Below are 14,355 nucleotides of genomic sequence, written 5' to 3'. Positions count from 1 at the left end.
TCAGCTTCCTCCCAAGCGGCGCCGGCCACCTTCCGACTCCATTTGAGGCGGTCATTGTTTCGGCGGCGTGCCGGGCTGATCGCCGCCGGTCGTCGATTTCGGCACCGGATTCTTGTCGACCTGCGGGTTCTGCTCGACGGTATCGCTAGGGGCCTTGGTCGGCTGGGTGTTGTTGTCGCAACCCGCAACAGTCAGAGCTGCCATAAGCAGCAGGATTGAGCGCTTTTTCATCGCAGTCTCCTCTCGCCCGACAACGAGGCGTCGGCGATTTGGTTGCGCGGCCGGTGTCGTTCCCGCATTCGCCGAGGAGCCGGGGAACAAAATGCCGCGTCTCCGGTTGCTGCACAATCAATGGAGGAAGGCATGATCCGTCTGCTCATCGCCGGGGCAATCGTCTATGTTGCCTATCGCGTCGCCAGGAAAGTGATCGACGAGGTGCCCGACGATTTCGATCCGCTGCTGTTGCCGCCGCCACAGGACGATCGCGAGGCGCTGCGGCGGCAATCGGCAAGCATGGGCGTCGAGCCCGAGCGTTAGTCGACAGGCCTGCCCGCAAAGGCTTCTTCGTTCACGAGCCCTGTTCCGGCTCCGCAAACTGTTGCGAACAAAGCAGAAACGATGCTTGATGGGCGATGAACCTCGCCGCCCGTGATTCGTCCTTCCAGCCGGCCTATCTGGCGAAGCTCAATACCGAGCAGCGGCTTGCCGTCGAACATGGCGACGGCAAGATCGCCGGGCCGTTGCTGGTGATTGCCGGCGCCGGCTCCGGCAAGACCAACACGCTGGCGCACCGGGTCGCGCATCTGATCGTCAGGGGTGCTGACCCGCGGCGGATCCTTTTGATGACATTTTCGCGCCGTGCCGCAGACGAAATGGCCAAGCGGGTCGAGCGCATCGCCGGCGAGGTGCTGGGGCGCGATGCCTCGATGATTACCGATGCGCTGAGCTGGGCCGGCACGTTCCACGGCATCGGCGCAAGGCTGCTGCGCGATTACGCGCTGGAGATCGGTCTCGATCCGGCCTTCACCATCCACGACCGCGAGGATTCCGCCGACCTGATGAACCTCGCCCGCCACGAGTTGGGTTTTTCGAAGACCGAAGCCCGCTTCCCGACCAAGGGCACCTGCCTTGCGATCTATTCGCGCGCCGTCAACGCACAGGCGCCGCTTGGCGAGGTGCTGGGTTCGGTGTTCCCGTGGTGCGCCGGCTGGGCCGAACAGCTGAAGCAATTATTCGCCAGATATGTCGAGGCCAAGCAGGCGCAGAATGTGCTCGATTACGACGATCTGCTGCTCTACTGGGCGCAGATGGCCGGCGAGCCGGAAATCGCCGCGCATCTGGGTGCGCGTTTCGATCATGTGCTGGTCGATGAATACCAGGACACCAACCGACTGCAGGCATCGATCCTGACGGCGCTCAAGCCCGACGGATCGGGGCTGACGGTGGTCGGCGACGACGCGCAGTCGATCTATTCGTTCCGCGCCGCGGAAGTGCGTAATATCCTGGATTTTCCCAATCAGTTCGCGCAGCCGGCGGAAGTCGTCATGCTGGAGCGCAACTACCGCTCGACCGAGACGATCCTGGCGGCCGCCAATGCGGTAATCGGCGAAGCGTCGGAACGTTTCACCAAAAATCTCTGGACCGAGCGCAAATCGGCGGAAAAGCCGAAGCTGGTGAGCGTGCGCGACGAGACCGAGCAGGCGAGCTATGTCTGCCAGGCGATACTCACCGAGCGCGAGGCCGGCACCGTTCTCAAAGCCCAGGCGGTGCTGTTTCGAGCCTCGCACCATAGCGGCCCGCTGGAGATCGAGCTGACGCGCCGCAACATCCCCTTCGTCAAGTTCGGCGGGCTGAAATTTCTCGATGCAGCTCACGTCAAGGACTTGCTGGCCGTACTGCGCTTTGCCGAAAACCCGCGCGACCGCGTCGCCGGCTTTCGCGTGCTGCAACTTCTGCCGGGCATCGGCCCTTCGGCCGCCAATGCGATCGTCGAGACCATGGCGACGTCGCTCGACGAGACAATGGGGCTTGTCCGCTATCGGCCGCCGCAGCGTGCCGCCGACGACTGGCCGGGCTTTGTCGCGCTCTATTGCGGCCTGCGCGCCGGCGCGCAAAAATGGCCGGCCGACCTCGAGCAGGTCAGGCTCTGGTACGAGCCGCATCTGGAACGCATCCACGAGGATGCAACGACGCGCCGGGCCGATCTCCTGCAGCTCGAGCAGATCGCTTTCGGCTATGCGTCGCGCGAGCGCTTCCTCACCGAGCTGACACTCGATCCGCCTGACGCGACCAGCGACGAGGCTGGCCCGCCGCACCGCGACGAGGATTATCTGATCCTGTCGACGATCCATTCGGCCAAGGGCCAGGAGTGGAAGAACGTCTTCGTGCTCAACACCGTCGACGGCTGCATCCCGATCGATCTCGGCGTCGGCAGCAAGGAGGACGTCGACGAGGAGCGGCGGCTGCTCTACGTGGCGATGACGCGGGCCAAGGACAGCCTGCACCTGGTCATGCCGCATCGCTTTTTCGTCCACGGCCAGGCGGCGCGCGGCGACCGCCATGTCTATGCCTCGCGCACGCGCTTCATCCCGCGCTCGATCTTAGGCGCCTTCGAACAGGTGGCTTGGGCCAGCGTCCGGGCCCCGGACGATCCGCGCCGCCAGCCGCAGGTGCGCGTCGACCTCGGCGCCCGCATGCGTGGCATGTGGAAATAGGCATCCGCCTCACCGCTGGCGCTGCTCTCCCGGCGACCGCTCCCGGAGCCAGCGAAAAAACAATCGCGGCAACATGGAACCTCGCGCCGTGACCCGCGTTTCTGCCCGACCCCCAGACCGGAGAACGGCGTCCGCCGTGACCTCCGCCCATTCGAGAGGCCAGAATGCACGACAGGACGTTTTCCACTCCGGTTGCCCTAACCGTTGGCGCCGGCTACAAGCGTACGATCGCTTCGTTCTCCGAGATGCACGAATTCCTGACCGAGTTCCCACCTTCGCGCCGGCGGCTGAGCTATGGCGCCGCGGTAAAGGCCTGCGAGGCGGCACGTGCCGGCGATATCTCGGCCGAAGCGGCACGCGACGCCCTGATCACCTTCGCCGCGACGGCAGGCATCCTCTGGCCGGCCGCCCAGCCGGCGGTCTCGGTCAAGCCGGTCGCCCGGGGCCTCGGCGGCTACGCCGCCTGACCGAAACGACCATCAATGGACCGTCATCGGGCCGCCGCCCGGCGGGTCGCCCGTTGCCGCGGGTTCGAAACTGACCTGATCGCGGCCGTTCGATTTGGCCTTGTAAAGGTGCTTGTCCGCCACCACGAACATCTCGGCGTAGGTGGTCGGCCCGCTGAAGGCGACGCCGCCGATGCTGACCGAGAGAGGACAGGGCCGGCCGCCAGGCGAGAACTCCGCCTCACGGACGCGTCGGCGAATTGTCTCCGCCACCAGCCAGGACTGCGAAGGATCTGCGCCGGGAAGGAAAACCGCAAATTCCTCGCCGCCGATCCGGCCGACGATATCGGCGCCGCGTAGCTGGCCCTGGATTGTCTTGGCGATCAGCTTGAGCGCCTGGTCTCCGCAGTCGTGGCCGAGGCGGTCGTTGACGGATTTGAAATGGTCGGCATCGACGATCAGCAAGGCGCCGGCATTAACGACAGAATGGCTGCGGGCCTGTTCGAGATAGGCCTCGACGAGCATGGAAAACGCACCCCGGTTGAACACCGCCGTCAGGCTGTCGGTCGCCGCGACGACGGCCAGTGCCTTCTGCGCGATCGCCAGCTGGCGCATTTTCCACATCAGGAAAAAGAAGAACGAGCTGGCCAGGATAAGCGGCAGCAGCAGGTCGGTCAGCTGCGCCCGCCACAGCGCTTCCGGCGACAAATATGGGAAATTGAAGGAATCGACGAGGAATGCGGCTGCAATGCAGACCGCCGTACCCGCGACGGTAACCGCCACGACCCTGCCCCAGCTCGTCGGGGACAAATCGATCTGCATGCTTTTGCTCCTGCTTCAGCCGGCTACCTTGAAGCAACAGCACAAACGAAGTCCTAAGACTTTGCTTTCAATTCGATCGCAGTCGCGAACCAGCCGTCGAGATGGCGGCCAGATAGAAGATCGGTCCTAAATCAGCTGCCTTCTGATGCTCATCCGCGTCACCGCGGTCACAAGAATGGCGCCGATCATGAAATAGATGGTCGCGACAATGTCGCCCTGGTGGAAATAATAACCGGAGTTGAGAAGCGCCAAGACCACGGCGAAGAACGCCACAAGGCGCAAGGGTTCATTGGGCATGCGTGCCAATTCTCGCTGTTGCTGCTGAATGCTGCTGGAGCGGCCGCCCTCACGACCGTCCGCTCCATAAAATGTTTTGGCGCGTTTTGCAATCTCGGCGGATCGTCCTCTATCCACCGTCCGCTTCACCAGCCGCCCCAGGTTCAGGCGAAAGCCCTGCCCTCCTCGCTGCGCTGGAACATCGTCAGGTCCAGTCCGAGGCTTGGCTTGCCCAGAATGGTCAGGATCGCATGTGCCTGGCCGCGGTGGTGGGTCTGGTGGTTGAAGAAGTGGTCGAGCGCCGGCGCCAGCCGCTGGGAGACGGTGCGCATATCCGAGACGGTCATGTAGGAGAAGCGGCCCGACAGCGCCTTGTCGCTCAGGCCGTCGACCCAGTCGATGATCCGTTTGTCCTCGGCCTCGCGCGCCAGCCGCAAGCCTGGCACGGCGCGGTGCAAGATCGTGTCGAGCCTTGCCGGCGCGTCGCCCTCGCCGGTGAAGCGTTTCATCCAGATACGGTCGGCTGCCAGGAGATGGTTGAGCGTTCCCATCATCGAACCGAAGAAGACGCCGACATTGCGGTCGAACTCTTCCTCGTCGAGATCGGCGGCGGCATCGTAGATGCGGCCGTTGGCCCATTGATTGTAGGCCGCAAACATCCTGAAATGCTGTTTCATTCTTCTCTCGACCTGCGGGACCCTGTTTCGCGCGGGTCTGTTTCGGCCATAGTTAGACTGCAAGGACGCTGCCGCCAATGACCATTCTGCTCTACGACCTTGTTGGACGCGACGCCGCTCGCCCATTCAGCCCACATTGCTGGAAGGCGGCGATGGCGCTGGCCCACAAGGGACTCGACATCGCCAGCGTGCCGACCCGTTTCCTCGAAGTGCCGAAGGTGGAAGGCGGCGTCTCGAAGCTCGTTCCGGTGATCCGCGACGGCGAGACGGTGGTCGCCGATTCCTTCGCCATCGCGCTCTATCTCGAGGAGACCTATCCCGAGCGGCCGACATTGTTTTCCGGCGACGGCGGTAAGGCGACGGCGCGCTTCATCGAACGCTGGTCGCAGCTGACCATCCATCCCTACGTCACCACCGCGGCGCTACTGGACCTGCATGCCATGCAGGACGAAGCGAACGCCGCCTATTTCCGGCAGAACCGCGAGCAGCGCTTCGGCAGGTGCCTGGAGGCGGTTTACGCCACCCGCGACGCCGGGCTCGCCGGCTTCCGCGCCTCGCTGGAGCCACTCCGCTCGATGCTCGGCTATCAGCCCTTCATTGGCGGCCCGTCGCCGCTATTTGCCGATTACATCGTTTTCGGCGCGCTGCAATGGGCGCGCATCGCCACGCCCTACCGGCTGCTCGACGACAGCGATGTCGTGGCTCAATGGTTCGAACGATGCCTCGATCTGCATGGCGGCCTCGGCCGCACGGTCGCGCCGGCAGCGATCGCCCCGCTCGCAAGTTGAGCTCGGCAGCTTCATCGGCAACGCCACATTCTGTTCTTGCTTTGTGCCGGCAGCTATGCTACTAATTTCGGTATGGTGCTGATTCGTACCGACGACCCGCCCGGCTTGCCGAGGCGGGTTTTGTTTGCCGATCAAGGTTCAACGGCGTAGATGACGGCAACGTCGCCCGGCCTCGGCTAAAGCGCGTCGCGTTCGACCGGCCTCATGTGACGCGCTTTAGGTTCTTGTTTTGATGCATGTCGTTACCGCAAAACCGCTGCACACCTTTGCGCGGCATGCACTTGTTTGTCGTTGCCGCAAAACCGCTGCACACTTTTGCGCGACATGCATTAGAATTCCCGCCCGGCGAAATGCGACAACGCGGGTAGACGAAGTGTCGCTTGAGGCGCCGCATCACTGCCCGGATCGAAGCAAACAAGACGAAAAACCGGCGAACCGGGCAACCACAACAGAGGCAGCGCGCCATGACCGCAAACCCAGAGTTCCCGGCCGATTTTCGCGCCGGGCTTGCCAAGCTCTTCCTGTGGCGGCGCGACGTCAGGCGGTTCAAGCCGACGCCGCTCCCGGAAGGGGCGCTGGAGCGGCTGCTCGAGCTTGCCAGCGCCGCGCCGTCCGTCGGGCTGAGCCAACCTTGGCGCTTCGTCATCGTCGAGAGCGAAACATGCCGCGCCGCCGTCAGGGCATGCTTCGAGCGCTGCAACGCGGAGGCACTCGCAAATTTTTGCGGTGAACGCGCCGCGCTGTATGGGCGCCTGAAACTTGCCGGCCTGAACGAGGCGCCCTGCCAGCTTGCGGTTTTCGCCGACCGCGCAACCGAGCAAGGGCATGGGCTTGGCCGCCAGACCATGCCAGCCACCATAGACTATTCCGCTGTCATGGCGGTCCACACGATGTGGCTGGCGGCGCGCGCCGAGGGAATAGGCATGGGCTGGGTCTCGATCCTCGACCCGGCCGAGATGGCGACGATCCTGGACGTGCCGCCGGAGTGGACACTGATCGGTTACTTCTGCATCGGCTACCCCAGCGAGAACCACAGCGTGCCGGAACTGGAACGGGAAGGCTGGGAAACGCGGCGGCCGTCTATCGTGACAAGGCGGTAGTGGAATGGCAGCGCTGCCATCCTCCTTGCGGGGAAGAATGACTCCTCCCCAGCAGGGCTGTGGATATCATGGATGGTTCGCCGATCGTCAGCATGCCAGCAAGACACCATGGCAAAGCCGGTCGTGAAGGCCTTGACCTGAGGAAGTGCATAGAATGTTTCGCTACGACATGCAGGCCGAGATCTGGGTCTATCCGGGCAAGGGCGGCTGGCATTTCGTGACCCTGCCGCCGGAGCTTGGAGCCCGGATCAAGACGGCGATGGTTGGGATGGCAAGGCCCTGGGGCTCGCTTGGCGTGGAGGCCGTCATCGGCCAGACCAGATGGCGGACATCGCTGTTTCCCGACAAGAAATCCGGCAGCCTGCTCTTGCCGATCAAGACCGCGGTGCGGGTCCGCGAAGGCCTCGGGGCTGGCGACACGGCCAACCTGACGATCGAGATGCAGTTATGACGACGTCGGGTCAGGCTGACGACGACGCGCTATAGGGCGGCCAGTCGGTCGGATCCAAAGTGGGTACCGGTTGTCGGAAAATCCGATCTCAACAAAAAGATGAGCAGCGGCATGGTTCGACTTGAAAGTCCGCCGCCCCAGCGCAGAAATGCGCGCTGCGCCGGCCTCCCCTTGGCAAGGCGGCGGGCGGCTTGTATAGAGCCCGCCACCCTCAATTCCACTCTCCATCACAAGGACGACCCCATGGCGCTCGAACGCACCTTTTCCATGATCAAGCCGGACGCGACCCGTCGCAATCTCACCGGCGCTATCACCAAGATACTGGAAGATGCCGGCCTGCGCGTCGTCGCTTCGCGCCGGGTGTGGATGAGCCGCCGCGAGGCGGAAGGTTTCTATGCCGTGCACAAGGAACGTCCGTTCTTCGGCGAGCTGGTCGAATCCATGTCGTCGGGCCCGACAGTCGTGCAGGTACTGGAAGGCGAGAACGCCATTGCCAAGAACCGCGAAGTGATGGGCGCCACCAATCCGGCAAGCGCCGCCGAAGGCACGATCCGCAAGCTGCACGCACTGTCGATCGGCGAGAACTCCGTGCACGGTTCCGATGCGCCGGAAACCGCCGCGCAAGAGATCAAATACTGGTTCTCGGATACCGAGATCGTCGGCTAAGCCCGGCATCCGAACCCCATCAAAAAAGGCCGGCGCAACGCCGGCCTTTTTCGCCAAAGCCCGTCGCGTTCGACCGGTCTCATGCGATGCGCTTCAGGTTCTTGTTTTGGTGCATGTCGGTATCGCAAAACCGCTGCACGCTGCTGCGCGACATGCAGTAGCGGACATTTTCAGCTTCAGGCTCCTCGACGGGTCACCGGTGCGTTAAGCTCGGAGGGCGGATCAAACGCCGTCCCGACAATGAGGATTTTGGGGAGCCGACAAGGCCATGACCAGCGCCATTCCCGGCTTCTTCCAGGGCACCGAAATGCCAACCAGCGGCTGGTGGGAATCGCTGTGGCCCGAGCCCGCCAGCGTCCTGGCGGCAGTAGGCATGAAGCCCGGCACGGACGTGGTCGATCTCTGCTGCGGCGACGGCTGGTTCACGCTGCCAATCGCCAGGGTCGCCCGTCATGTAATCGCCATCGACATCGATGCCGATCTGCTCGAAGTCGCAAGGCGGCGGTTGGCCAAAGGCGGCGCGGGCAATTGCGAGTTTGTGGCGGGCGACGCCTATGAGCTTGCCGGGCTGGTGCCTCAGACCGTCGACTTCGTTTTCATGGCCAACGCTTTCCATGGCGTTCCGGACCGGCCGCGCCTTGCCCGCGCCGTGCGCGCGACGCTTGGCCCTGCCGGTCGTTTTGCCATCGTCAACTGGCACCAGTATCCGCGCGAGCAAACCACGGTCCTGGGCGAGCCGCGCGGGCCAAAGACCGAGCTGAGGCTGTCGCCCGAACAGACCACCGCGTCGGTGGAAGCGAGCGGGTTCAAGCTCGCCGAGCTGGTTGATGTGCCGCCCTATCACTATGGCGCGGTATTCAAACTCGCGACGAATTGAGAAATATCGCGTGAGATGCGGCATCGTCGCCTGATACATGTCGCCCGCCGCCCCCTAGCGGCGGGTTCTGTCAGTCTATTTCGCCTGGCGTTCCTTCACGTTCGCATGTTCATTCGCCGCCTCCGTGTCGGTGGACGGGGTCTTGGTCTCTTCACCTGAAAACGGGCTGCCCTGCCCCGGTGCGAGATCGCCGCTATGGCCGGCCTTGTTGGTCTGGAACGGTTGGCTGTCCGCTTTGAGACCGTGGTCAAGAGCATTGACAAGATGGTCGTCCGCCTTGGCAAGGCCGGTAAAGGCAAGGAGCGATGCACCGGTGGCGGCAAGGATAAGCGTGTGCGTTTTCATGTCTGGACTCCTTTGAGTTAAGGCCAGAACGAGCCGCAGCCATTCTGGCGGCTTCAACGAAGGGACAAACGTCCCTTTTGCCTTACCCGCCATTTTATGTGGAACTAACGCGCCCTCTGCCCGGCCTATTCCCGCTGAAACACATCGTGATCGACATGCGGCTGCCGCGCGGGCCAATCGGCGCGGACTAAGCGCTAGCTCGCGGCATTGAAGCGCAGGATGTCGCGGCCATCTTTGTCGGCGATGACAAGCTTGCCGGCGTCGACGTGGTAGGATGCTGCTTTGGCCAGCGCCTCGAACAGCGCCTTTTCCTCGGCCATGACCTGAGGCGCGCAGGCCTTAAAGGTCGAGCCGATGTCGCTGATTGCGATCGTCGATCCGTTTATCCTGGCGGTGGCGAAATAGACGTTGCAAGGGCCGCTGCCGCCGGCCTTGCCGGCTTCGCTGATGCGGAATGTCGCCCGCGGCTCGGCAATCACGCCGATGCCGTCGATATATTCGACCAGCCAGCTTTGGCCGAACACGGAAGGTGCCGCCGGCTCGTCGCCCGGCGCCGCCATTTTCAGCATGATGGTCTGTGGCGCGTCGCTGAGCGGGTCGACCTGATGGCGCGTATCGGCGACGAATAGCAGCCGGTCATCGACAGTGATGCGCGCCTGCAGCGCGTAGGTCATATCAGGCCGGATCACCCGCGGGTCGAAGCTGATCTCGAACTTGATCGGCACCTGGCCGGCCGGCACCACCTTGCGCTCGCCGATGATTGCTGCCGGCGCGTCGGCCAGCGACACGTCTGCAAGCTGCACGGAAAGCACGGCATTGGGCGGCAGCGCGATGCGCTCGCGATACATCACCTCGCCCTTGAGGGTCTTTTCGGCAGCCACGGAACGATCCGGAACGGCAAGTATGCCAACGGCCAGCGGCACCAGTCCGAAGATGAAGAACTCGGCGATCCTGTCCAGCATGATCCTGCTCCCCTTCCGGCAAGGGTTTCGCAGGATTGCGGTCAATGAATGGCCGGCGGCCTATGGGCATGGCTGTCCCAGGAATTTATTTGGACGGCGGGCGCTTCCAGCGGCCCGCCGCCTTGTCGTCGGCCTTCTTGGCCGCTCCGCAAACTCTGTTCAGTCCACGCTCAGCCAAGCCTCAGACGATCACGAATTCGTGTTCCCAACAGAGGTAACACGGCGGGCGTCCGGACCGAACTGACCAATGCACACTGAGGAGAGTGCGCCTGAAACCCAACCGGAGGTGAAATCATGTCAACGAGATCAACCGTGAGCGCGGCCTTACTGGCCAGCGCCGTTGCCACGGCTCTTGCTTCTTTTGCGACGGCCGCGCCGCTGACCGAGGCACAGGTCAAGGCAGCGATGGATGCTGGCAAGGAGAAGTGCTTTGGCGTCGCCTTGAAGGGACAGAATGACTGCAAGGCAGGCCCGGGGACCACCTGCCAAGGCACCTCGACCGTCGACTACCAAGGCAACGCCTGGAAGTTCGTCGACGGCGGCACCTGCACGACGATGGACCTGCCCGGCGGCCGCAAGGGCTCACCCACCGAGCTGACTCGCGACGTCCCGTCGTAAGCGATGCACCATGCCGGAAAGCGGCGATGACGATGAACGAACCGACTCGTCCAGCATCCCGCACGTCGAAGACCTCGCGCTTTCCGGCGCACCCGGTCGCCGGCCTTGCCGGCACCAGTTTCAAGCATGAGCATCTATCCGCAATCCTCGGCGACGGCCCCGTAAGCGGCTTCTTCGAGGTTCATGCGGAAAACTACATGGGCGCCGGCGGCGCGCCGCACGACGCGCTCGCCCGCATCCGCCGCAATTATCCCGTCTCGCTGCATGGCGTCTGCATGTCGATCGGCGGCCCGCAGCCGCTCGACAAGGTGCATCTCGGTCGTTTCAAGGCGCTGGTCGACCGCTACGAGCCGGCGCTCGTTTCAGAGCATCTCGCCTGGTCGACCCACGACACCACCTATTATAACGACCTGCTTCCCCTGCCCTACACGCCGGCAACGGTTTCGCGCGTGGCGGATCACATCGATGAGCTCCAGGGCGCGATCGGCCGCCTGATCCTGCTCGAGAATCCTTCGACCTATGTGCTTTTTCCGGAATCGACGATGAGTGAGACGGATTTCATCCGCGAGCTGGTTCGGCGTAGCGGCTGCGGCCTGCTGCTCGATGTCAACAACGTCTTCGTTTCGGCCACCAATCACGGCTATTCGGCACGTTCTTATCTCGCGGACTTCCCGCTCGAACATGTCGGCGAAATCCATCTGGCCGGGCACGCCAGGCAGGAGGACGACGAGGGCGACCTGCTGCTCATCGACAGCCATGACGGCCCGGTTGCCGACGCGGTCTGGAAGCTCTTCGATATCGTCATCGGCCGATGCGGGCCACTGCCGACGCTAATCGAATGGGACAGCGACATTCCCGAGTGGCCGGTGCTCAAGGCGGAAGCCGCCGCCGCCCAGGCCATCCTCGACCGTCATGCCGACGACTATTTCGGAAAAGCCCATGCCGCAGGATGAGCTCCAGTCGGGCGATCTCGGCCGCCGGTTTGACTATGCCGCGGCATTCACCGCCGGTTTGCTCGATCCTGACCGTGCCCCGCCTGACTCTGTTTCGGGGCCGAACGGGAAGGCTGCGATCAAGCGATATGCCGTCTACCGCAACAACGTCACGGTCAGCCTGATCGATGCGCTGGCCGCCAGCTTTCCAGCGACGCTGCGCATCACCGGCCCGGATTTCTTTCGCGCGATGGCGCGCTTTCACATCCGCGAAACGCCACCCACCTCGCCGCTTCTATTCGAATATGGCCGCGACTTTCCCGATTTCATCGAGCGCTACGAACACGCGCAGTCGATGCCGTGGCTGGCCGACGTGGCGCGCATCGAGCGGGCCTGGCTCGATGCCTATCATGCCGCCGACGCGAAGGCGCTGTCGGCTGAGGCACTGGCGTCGATCCCTCGCGAGAGGCTTGCCGACACCGTGCTGCGGCCGCATCCGGCGACGCGGATCGCGCGCTCCCGGTTCCCGGCAGTCACAGTCTTCGCGGCAAACCGGAACGACGGTCCTGTTGGGCCGATCCGGGCAACGGGCGCTGAAGATGCGCTGGTCACGCGGCCCGGCCTAGAGGTCTTCGTCCGCCACCTACCACCCGGCGGCGCAATATTTATCTCGCATCTGGTCGCGGGCGAGTCGCTCGGCGCCGCGGCCGCGGCGGCGTTTGCGGAGAGTGCCGAATTCGAGCTTTCCGCCAACATTGCCGGCGTGCTGGAAGCGGGAGCCTTCACGACTGCACATCAGGAAAGGTGACCACGATGAGCGATAGGCAGAACGCGAGCACCGAACCGCGAGGGTTCGCCGCTCTCGTCGAAAGGCTAAATGCCGCCCTGCGCACGATCGCGACGCCATCGCTGACGCAGCTTGTCCTGCGCTGCGCCCTCGCTGTCCCGTTCTGGCGGTCCGGCGTCAACAAATGGGACGGTTTTCTACAGTTGAACGATGTCGCAGTGCTGCTTTTCAGCTCGGAACTCAAATTGCATCTGCCGGGCGGTCCTTATGATTTTCCGGCACCTGCGCTGGTGGCGTTCGCTTCAGGGTCAGCGGAGCTCGTGTTGCCAGTTCTCCTTGTTATCGGCCTGGCGACGCGACTGGCGGCATTCGGGTTGCTGCTGATGACGCTGGTCATCGAGTTCACCGTGCCGGACGGCTGGCCGCTGCACATTACCTGGGCGGCGATGGCGCTTGGCATCATGGCCTGGGGACCCGGCCGGATTTCGCTCGATCATCTGATCGGCACTGACAAAGGTTGAGGGCTCGCGGAAGCCTGGTCAGTCTCGCTTCCAGCGGCTCGCCGCCTTGTCGTCGGCCTCCTTGGCGTCGACCCAGCCGCCTTCGGAACCGTCGCTATGGTGTTCCTTTTTCCAGAACGGCGCCCGTGATTTCAAATAATCCATCAGGAAATTCGCGGCGTCGAACGCCGCCTGCCGGTGGGCGGAAGCGGACACCACCAGCACGATGTTTTCGCCCGGCGCGATCTTGCCGTGGCGATGGATGACGGTGAGCCCCTGCAGCGGCCAGCGCTCGATTGCCTCGCCGGCGATGCGGGATATCTCGGCTTCGGCCATTCCGGGATAATGTTCGAGCTCGAGCGCGGAGAGCCTGCCTTGCTCGTCGCGGCAAAGGCCGGAGAAGGTCACCACAGCGCCGATGTCGTTGCGACCCCTGGTCAGCCTGGCGATCTCGGCGGCGACGTCGAAATCCTCCGCCTGGATGCGCACGACAGGCACCACCGCGGACATGGTTCAGCCACCGGTCATCGGCGGGAACAGCGCGATCTCGCGCGCGCCGGCGATCTTTTCGCGGTGCTCGACATGTTCCTGGTTGATGGCGACGCGGATCACGTCAGGATATTGCAGCGCGTGCTCGTATTCCTCGCCGCGCGATTTCAGCCAGCGCAACAGGTCGGCGACCGTTTCGATGGCGGCCGGCAACTCGACGTCTTCTTCCGGTCTGCCGATCCGCTCGCGCACCCAGGCGAAATAAATGAGCTTCGTCGACATGCTACTCGTCCATGATGTGCTTGAGGCCGGCGCGGAAATAGTCGTAGCCAGTGTAGAGCGTCACCAGGGCGGCGATCCACAGCAGCACCAGCCCGGTCTGGGTGGTCAGCGGAAAGAGCTTGTCGCCGGCCGGGCCCGCAAGCAGGAAGGCGATGGCGATCATCTGGATGGTGGTCTTCCATTTGGCGAGCTGCGTCACCGGCACCGAGACCTTCAAAGCCGCCAGATATTCGCGCAGGCCCGAGACCAGGATCTCGCGGCACAGGATGATGATCGCCGCCCACAGCGACCAGCCGGCGATGCCGGCATGGCGGTCGGTGTCGGCGGCAAGCAGCAGCAGGCAAGTGGCGACCAGCAGCTTGTCGGCGATCGGGTCGAGCATCTTGCCGATGTTAGAGGTCTGCTGCCAGGCGCGCGCCAGATAGCCGTCGAAGTAATCGGTGATCGAGGCGAGCAGGAAAATGATGAGCGCCGACCAGCGCGCGAAGTCGCTCGATTTCAGATGCCCCTCCAGGAAGAAGCACAGCACCACCAGCGGCACCGCCAGGATGCGGGCGTAAGTGAGCATGTTGGGCAGGTTGAACGCGCGCTGGGACATGTTTTGGGAACTCTTTCTGCCTGCT

General features: G+C 63.7%; 21 protein-coding genes. 12 read left to right on the top strand and 9 right to left on the bottom strand.

Annotated elements, in window-relative coordinates:
* Window positions 1-51: 51 nt before the first annotated feature.
* Window positions 52-231 (bottom strand): hypothetical protein, encoded by a 180-nt coding sequence (locus NKH83_RS05815; RefSeq protein WP_352802509.1) that lies wholly within the window; start codon window positions 229-231, stop codon window positions 52-54.
* A 132-nt stretch (window positions 232-363) separates the two neighbouring features.
* Between NKH83_RS05815 and NKH83_RS05810 the strand changes: the two genes are divergently transcribed.
* From NKH83_RS05810 to NKH83_RS05800, 3 genes are all read left to right on the top strand, one after another.
* Window positions 364-537 carry a hypothetical protein gene (locus tag NKH83_RS05810; protein ID WP_254820276.1) on the top strand — a complete coding sequence of 58 codons (174 nt, stop codon included), beginning with the start codon at window positions 364-366 and terminating at the stop codon, window positions 535-537.
* A gap of 95 nt (window positions 538-632) precedes the next feature.
* The gene (locus NKH83_RS05805; protein ID WP_352802505.1) at window positions 633-2,714 is read left to right on the top strand and encodes an ATP-dependent helicase; all 2,082 of its coding nucleotides are present in this window, start codon (window positions 633-635) and stop codon (window positions 2,712-2,714) included.
* A 164-nt stretch (window positions 2,715-2,878) separates the two neighbouring features.
* Entirely contained in the window at window positions 2,879-3,181 is a 303-nt protein-coding gene (locus NKH83_RS05800; protein ID WP_352802502.1) for a DUF982 domain-containing protein, read from the top strand.
* A gap of 12 nt (window positions 3,182-3,193) precedes the next feature.
* Here NKH83_RS05800 and NKH83_RS05795 read toward each other — a convergent pair whose 3' ends face one another.
* From NKH83_RS05795 to NKH83_RS05785, 3 genes are all read right to left on the bottom strand, one after another.
* Window positions 3,194-3,982: a GGDEF domain-containing protein gene (locus tag NKH83_RS05795; protein ID WP_352802499.1), complete on the bottom strand. Its 789-nt coding sequence runs from the start codon at window positions 3,980-3,982 to the stop codon at window positions 3,194-3,196.
* A gap of 126 nt (window positions 3,983-4,108) precedes the next feature.
* A complete protein-coding gene (locus tag NKH83_RS05790; protein WP_352479265.1) occupies window positions 4,109-4,408 on the bottom strand; it encodes a hypothetical protein in 300 nt (99 codons plus the stop codon).
* Window positions 4,409-4,422: 14 nt separating this feature from the next.
* A complete protein-coding gene (locus NKH83_RS05785) occupies window positions 4,423-4,935 on the bottom strand; it encodes a DinB family protein (RefSeq protein WP_352479264.1) in 513 nt (170 codons plus the stop codon).
* A gap of 77 nt (window positions 4,936-5,012) precedes the next feature.
* Here NKH83_RS05785 and NKH83_RS05780 point away from each other — a divergent pair, with 77 nt between their 5' ends.
* The 5 genes from NKH83_RS05780 to NKH83_RS05760 all read left to right on the top strand — a co-directional run bounded on the left by NKH83_RS05780 (window position 5,013) and on the right by NKH83_RS05760 (window position 8,817).
* On the top strand, window positions 5,013-5,723 hold the full coding sequence (locus NKH83_RS05780; protein ID WP_352802495.1) for a glutathione S-transferase family protein: 711 nt from the start codon (window positions 5,013-5,015) through the stop codon (window positions 5,721-5,723).
* A gap of 464 nt (window positions 5,724-6,187) precedes the next feature.
* Entirely contained in the window at window positions 6,188-6,823 is a 636-nt protein-coding gene (gene bluB / locus NKH83_RS05775) for a 5,6-dimethylbenzimidazole synthase (RefSeq protein ID WP_352507903.1), read from the top strand.
* Window positions 6,824-6,977: 154 nt separating this feature from the next.
* Entirely contained in the window at window positions 6,978-7,274 is a 297-nt protein-coding gene (locus NKH83_RS05770; RefSeq protein ID WP_352479261.1) for a DUF1905 domain-containing protein, read from the top strand.
* A gap of 243 nt (window positions 7,275-7,517) precedes the next feature.
* Window positions 7,518-7,940, top strand: a complete 423-nt coding sequence (gene ndk, locus NKH83_RS05765; RefSeq protein ID WP_023677669.1) for a nucleoside-diphosphate kinase — start codon at window positions 7,518-7,520, stop codon at window positions 7,938-7,940.
* A gap of 268 nt (window positions 7,941-8,208) precedes the next feature.
* A complete protein-coding gene (locus NKH83_RS05760) occupies window positions 8,209-8,817 on the top strand; it encodes a class I SAM-dependent methyltransferase (RefSeq protein WP_352479260.1) in 609 nt (202 codons plus the stop codon).
* A gap of 75 nt (window positions 8,818-8,892) precedes the next feature.
* Here NKH83_RS05760 and NKH83_RS05755 read toward each other — a convergent pair whose 3' ends face one another.
* Both NKH83_RS05755 and NKH83_RS05750 read right to left on the bottom strand, forming a co-directional pair.
* Window positions 8,893-9,162, bottom strand: coding sequence for a hypothetical protein (locus tag NKH83_RS05755; protein WP_254820285.1), 270 nt, complete (start codon window positions 9,160-9,162; stop codon window positions 8,893-8,895).
* A 194-nt stretch (window positions 9,163-9,356) separates the two neighbouring features.
* Window positions 9,357-10,124: a YbaY family lipoprotein gene (locus NKH83_RS05750; RefSeq protein WP_352479259.1), complete on the bottom strand. Its 768-nt coding sequence runs from the start codon at window positions 10,122-10,124 to the stop codon at window positions 9,357-9,359.
* A gap of 294 nt (window positions 10,125-10,418) precedes the next feature.
* Here NKH83_RS05750 and NKH83_RS05745 point away from each other — a divergent pair, with 294 nt between their 5' ends.
* From NKH83_RS05745 to NKH83_RS05730, 4 genes are read left to right on the top strand one after another with little or no spacing between them, the layout of a single operon-like run.
* Complete coding sequence (locus NKH83_RS05745; RefSeq protein WP_352479258.1) at window positions 10,419-10,742, top strand: BufA1 family periplasmic bufferin-type metallophore; 324 nt, start codon at window positions 10,419-10,421, stop codon at window positions 10,740-10,742.
* A 26-nt stretch (window positions 10,743-10,768) separates the two neighbouring features.
* On the top strand, window positions 10,769-11,695 hold the full coding sequence (gene bufB, locus NKH83_RS05740) for an MNIO family bufferin maturase (protein ID WP_352479257.1): 927 nt from the start codon (window positions 10,769-10,771) through the stop codon (window positions 11,693-11,695).
* Window positions 11,682-12,482 carry an HvfC/BufC family peptide modification chaperone gene (locus NKH83_RS05735; protein WP_352479256.1) on the top strand — a complete coding sequence of 267 codons (801 nt, stop codon included), beginning with the start codon at window positions 11,682-11,684 and terminating at the stop codon, window positions 12,480-12,482. Before bufB ends, NKH83_RS05735 begins: the two co-directional genes overlap by 14 nt.
* A 5-nt stretch (window positions 12,483-12,487) precedes the next feature.
* Window positions 12,488-12,982 carry a DoxX family protein gene (locus tag NKH83_RS05730; RefSeq protein ID WP_352479255.1) on the top strand — a complete coding sequence of 165 codons (495 nt, stop codon included), beginning with the start codon at window positions 12,488-12,490 and terminating at the stop codon, window positions 12,980-12,982.
* An 18-nt stretch (window positions 12,983-13,000) separates the two neighbouring features.
* Here NKH83_RS05730 and NKH83_RS05725 read toward each other — a convergent pair whose 3' ends face one another.
* From NKH83_RS05725 to pgsA, 3 genes are read right to left on the bottom strand one after another with little or no spacing between them, the layout of a single operon-like run.
* On the bottom strand, window positions 13,001-13,471 hold the full coding sequence (locus tag NKH83_RS05725; RefSeq protein WP_254820288.1) for a molybdenum cofactor biosynthesis protein MoaE: 471 nt from the start codon (window positions 13,469-13,471) through the stop codon (window positions 13,001-13,003).
* A gap of 3 nt (window positions 13,472-13,474) precedes the next feature.
* Window positions 13,475-13,732, bottom strand: coding sequence for a molybdopterin converting factor subunit 1 (moaD, locus tag NKH83_RS05720; protein ID WP_254820289.1), 258 nt, complete (start codon window positions 13,730-13,732; stop codon window positions 13,475-13,477).
* Window position 13,733: 1 nt separating this feature from the next.
* The gene (pgsA, locus tag NKH83_RS05715) at window positions 13,734-14,330 is read right to left on the bottom strand and encodes a CDP-diacylglycerol--glycerol-3-phosphate 3-phosphatidyltransferase (RefSeq protein ID WP_254820290.1); all 597 of its coding nucleotides are present in this window, start codon (window positions 14,328-14,330) and stop codon (window positions 13,734-13,736) included.
* Between the last annotated feature and the right edge of the window lie 25 nt (window positions 14,331-14,355).

The organism is Mesorhizobium sp. M0909 (genome assembly GCF_040319515.1).
Taxonomy (GTDB): domain Bacteria; phylum Pseudomonadota; class Alphaproteobacteria; order Rhizobiales; family Rhizobiaceae; genus Mesorhizobium.
The sequence above is the reverse complement of the archived record's forward strand: the minus strand, read 5'-3'. Positions and strand labels throughout refer to the sequence as shown.

Coding starts and splice junctions, on each gene's coding strand:
- NKH83_RS05795 (WP_352802499.1), bottom strand. CDS start 3,982: ATGCAGATCGATTTGTCCCCGACGAGCTGGGGCAGGGTCGTGGCGGTT.
- NKH83_RS05750 (WP_352479259.1), bottom strand. CDS start 10,124: ATGCTGGACAGGATCGCCGAGTTCTTCATCTTCGGACTGGTGCCGCTG.
- NKH83_RS05785 (WP_352479264.1), bottom strand. CDS start 4,935: ATGAAACAGCATTTCAGGATGTTTGCGGCCTACAATCAATGGGCCAAC.
- NKH83_RS05760 (WP_352479260.1), top strand. CDS start 8,209: ATGACCAGCGCCATTCCCGGCTTCTTCCAGGGCACCGAAATGCCAACC.
- NKH83_RS05810 (WP_254820276.1), top strand. CDS start 364: ATGATCCGTCTGCTCATCGCCGGGGCAATCGTCTATGTTGCCTATCGC.
- moaD (WP_254820289.1), bottom strand. CDS start 13,732: ATGTCGACGAAGCTCATTTATTTCGCCTGGGTGCGCGAGCGGATCGGC.
- NKH83_RS05815 (WP_352802509.1), bottom strand. CDS start 231: ATGAAAAAGCGCTCAATCCTGCTGCTTATGGCAGCTCTGACTGTTGCG.
- NKH83_RS05770 (WP_352479261.1), top strand. CDS start 6,978: ATGTTTCGCTACGACATGCAGGCCGAGATCTGGGTCTATCCGGGCAAG.
- bufB (WP_352479257.1), top strand. CDS start 10,769: ATGACGATGAACGAACCGACTCGTCCAGCATCCCGCACGTCGAAGACC.
- NKH83_RS05745 (WP_352479258.1), top strand. CDS start 10,419: ATGTCAACGAGATCAACCGTGAGCGCGGCCTTACTGGCCAGCGCCGTT.
- bluB (WP_352507903.1), top strand. CDS start 6,188: ATGACCGCAAACCCAGAGTTCCCGGCCGATTTTCGCGCCGGGCTTGCC.
- NKH83_RS05805 (WP_352802505.1), top strand. CDS start 633: ATGAACCTCGCCGCCCGTGATTCGTCCTTCCAGCCGGCCTATCTGGCG.
- NKH83_RS05735 (WP_352479256.1), top strand. CDS start 11,682: ATGCCGCAGGATGAGCTCCAGTCGGGCGATCTCGGCCGCCGGTTTGAC.
- NKH83_RS05800 (WP_352802502.1), top strand. CDS start 2,879: ATGCACGACAGGACGTTTTCCACTCCGGTTGCCCTAACCGTTGGCGCC.
- NKH83_RS05730 (WP_352479255.1), top strand. CDS start 12,488: ATGAGCGATAGGCAGAACGCGAGCACCGAACCGCGAGGGTTCGCCGCT.
- pgsA (WP_254820290.1), bottom strand. CDS start 14,330: ATGTCCCAGCGCGCGTTCAACCTGCCCAACATGCTCACTTACGCCCGC.
- NKH83_RS05725 (WP_254820288.1), bottom strand. CDS start 13,471: ATGTCCGCGGTGGTGCCTGTCGTGCGCATCCAGGCGGAGGATTTCGAC.
- ndk (WP_023677669.1), top strand. CDS start 7,518: ATGGCGCTCGAACGCACCTTTTCCATGATCAAGCCGGACGCGACCCGT.
- NKH83_RS05755 (WP_254820285.1), bottom strand. CDS start 9,162: ATGAAAACGCACACGCTTATCCTTGCCGCCACCGGTGCATCGCTCCTT.
- NKH83_RS05780 (WP_352802495.1), top strand. CDS start 5,013: ATGACCATTCTGCTCTACGACCTTGTTGGACGCGACGCCGCTCGCCCA.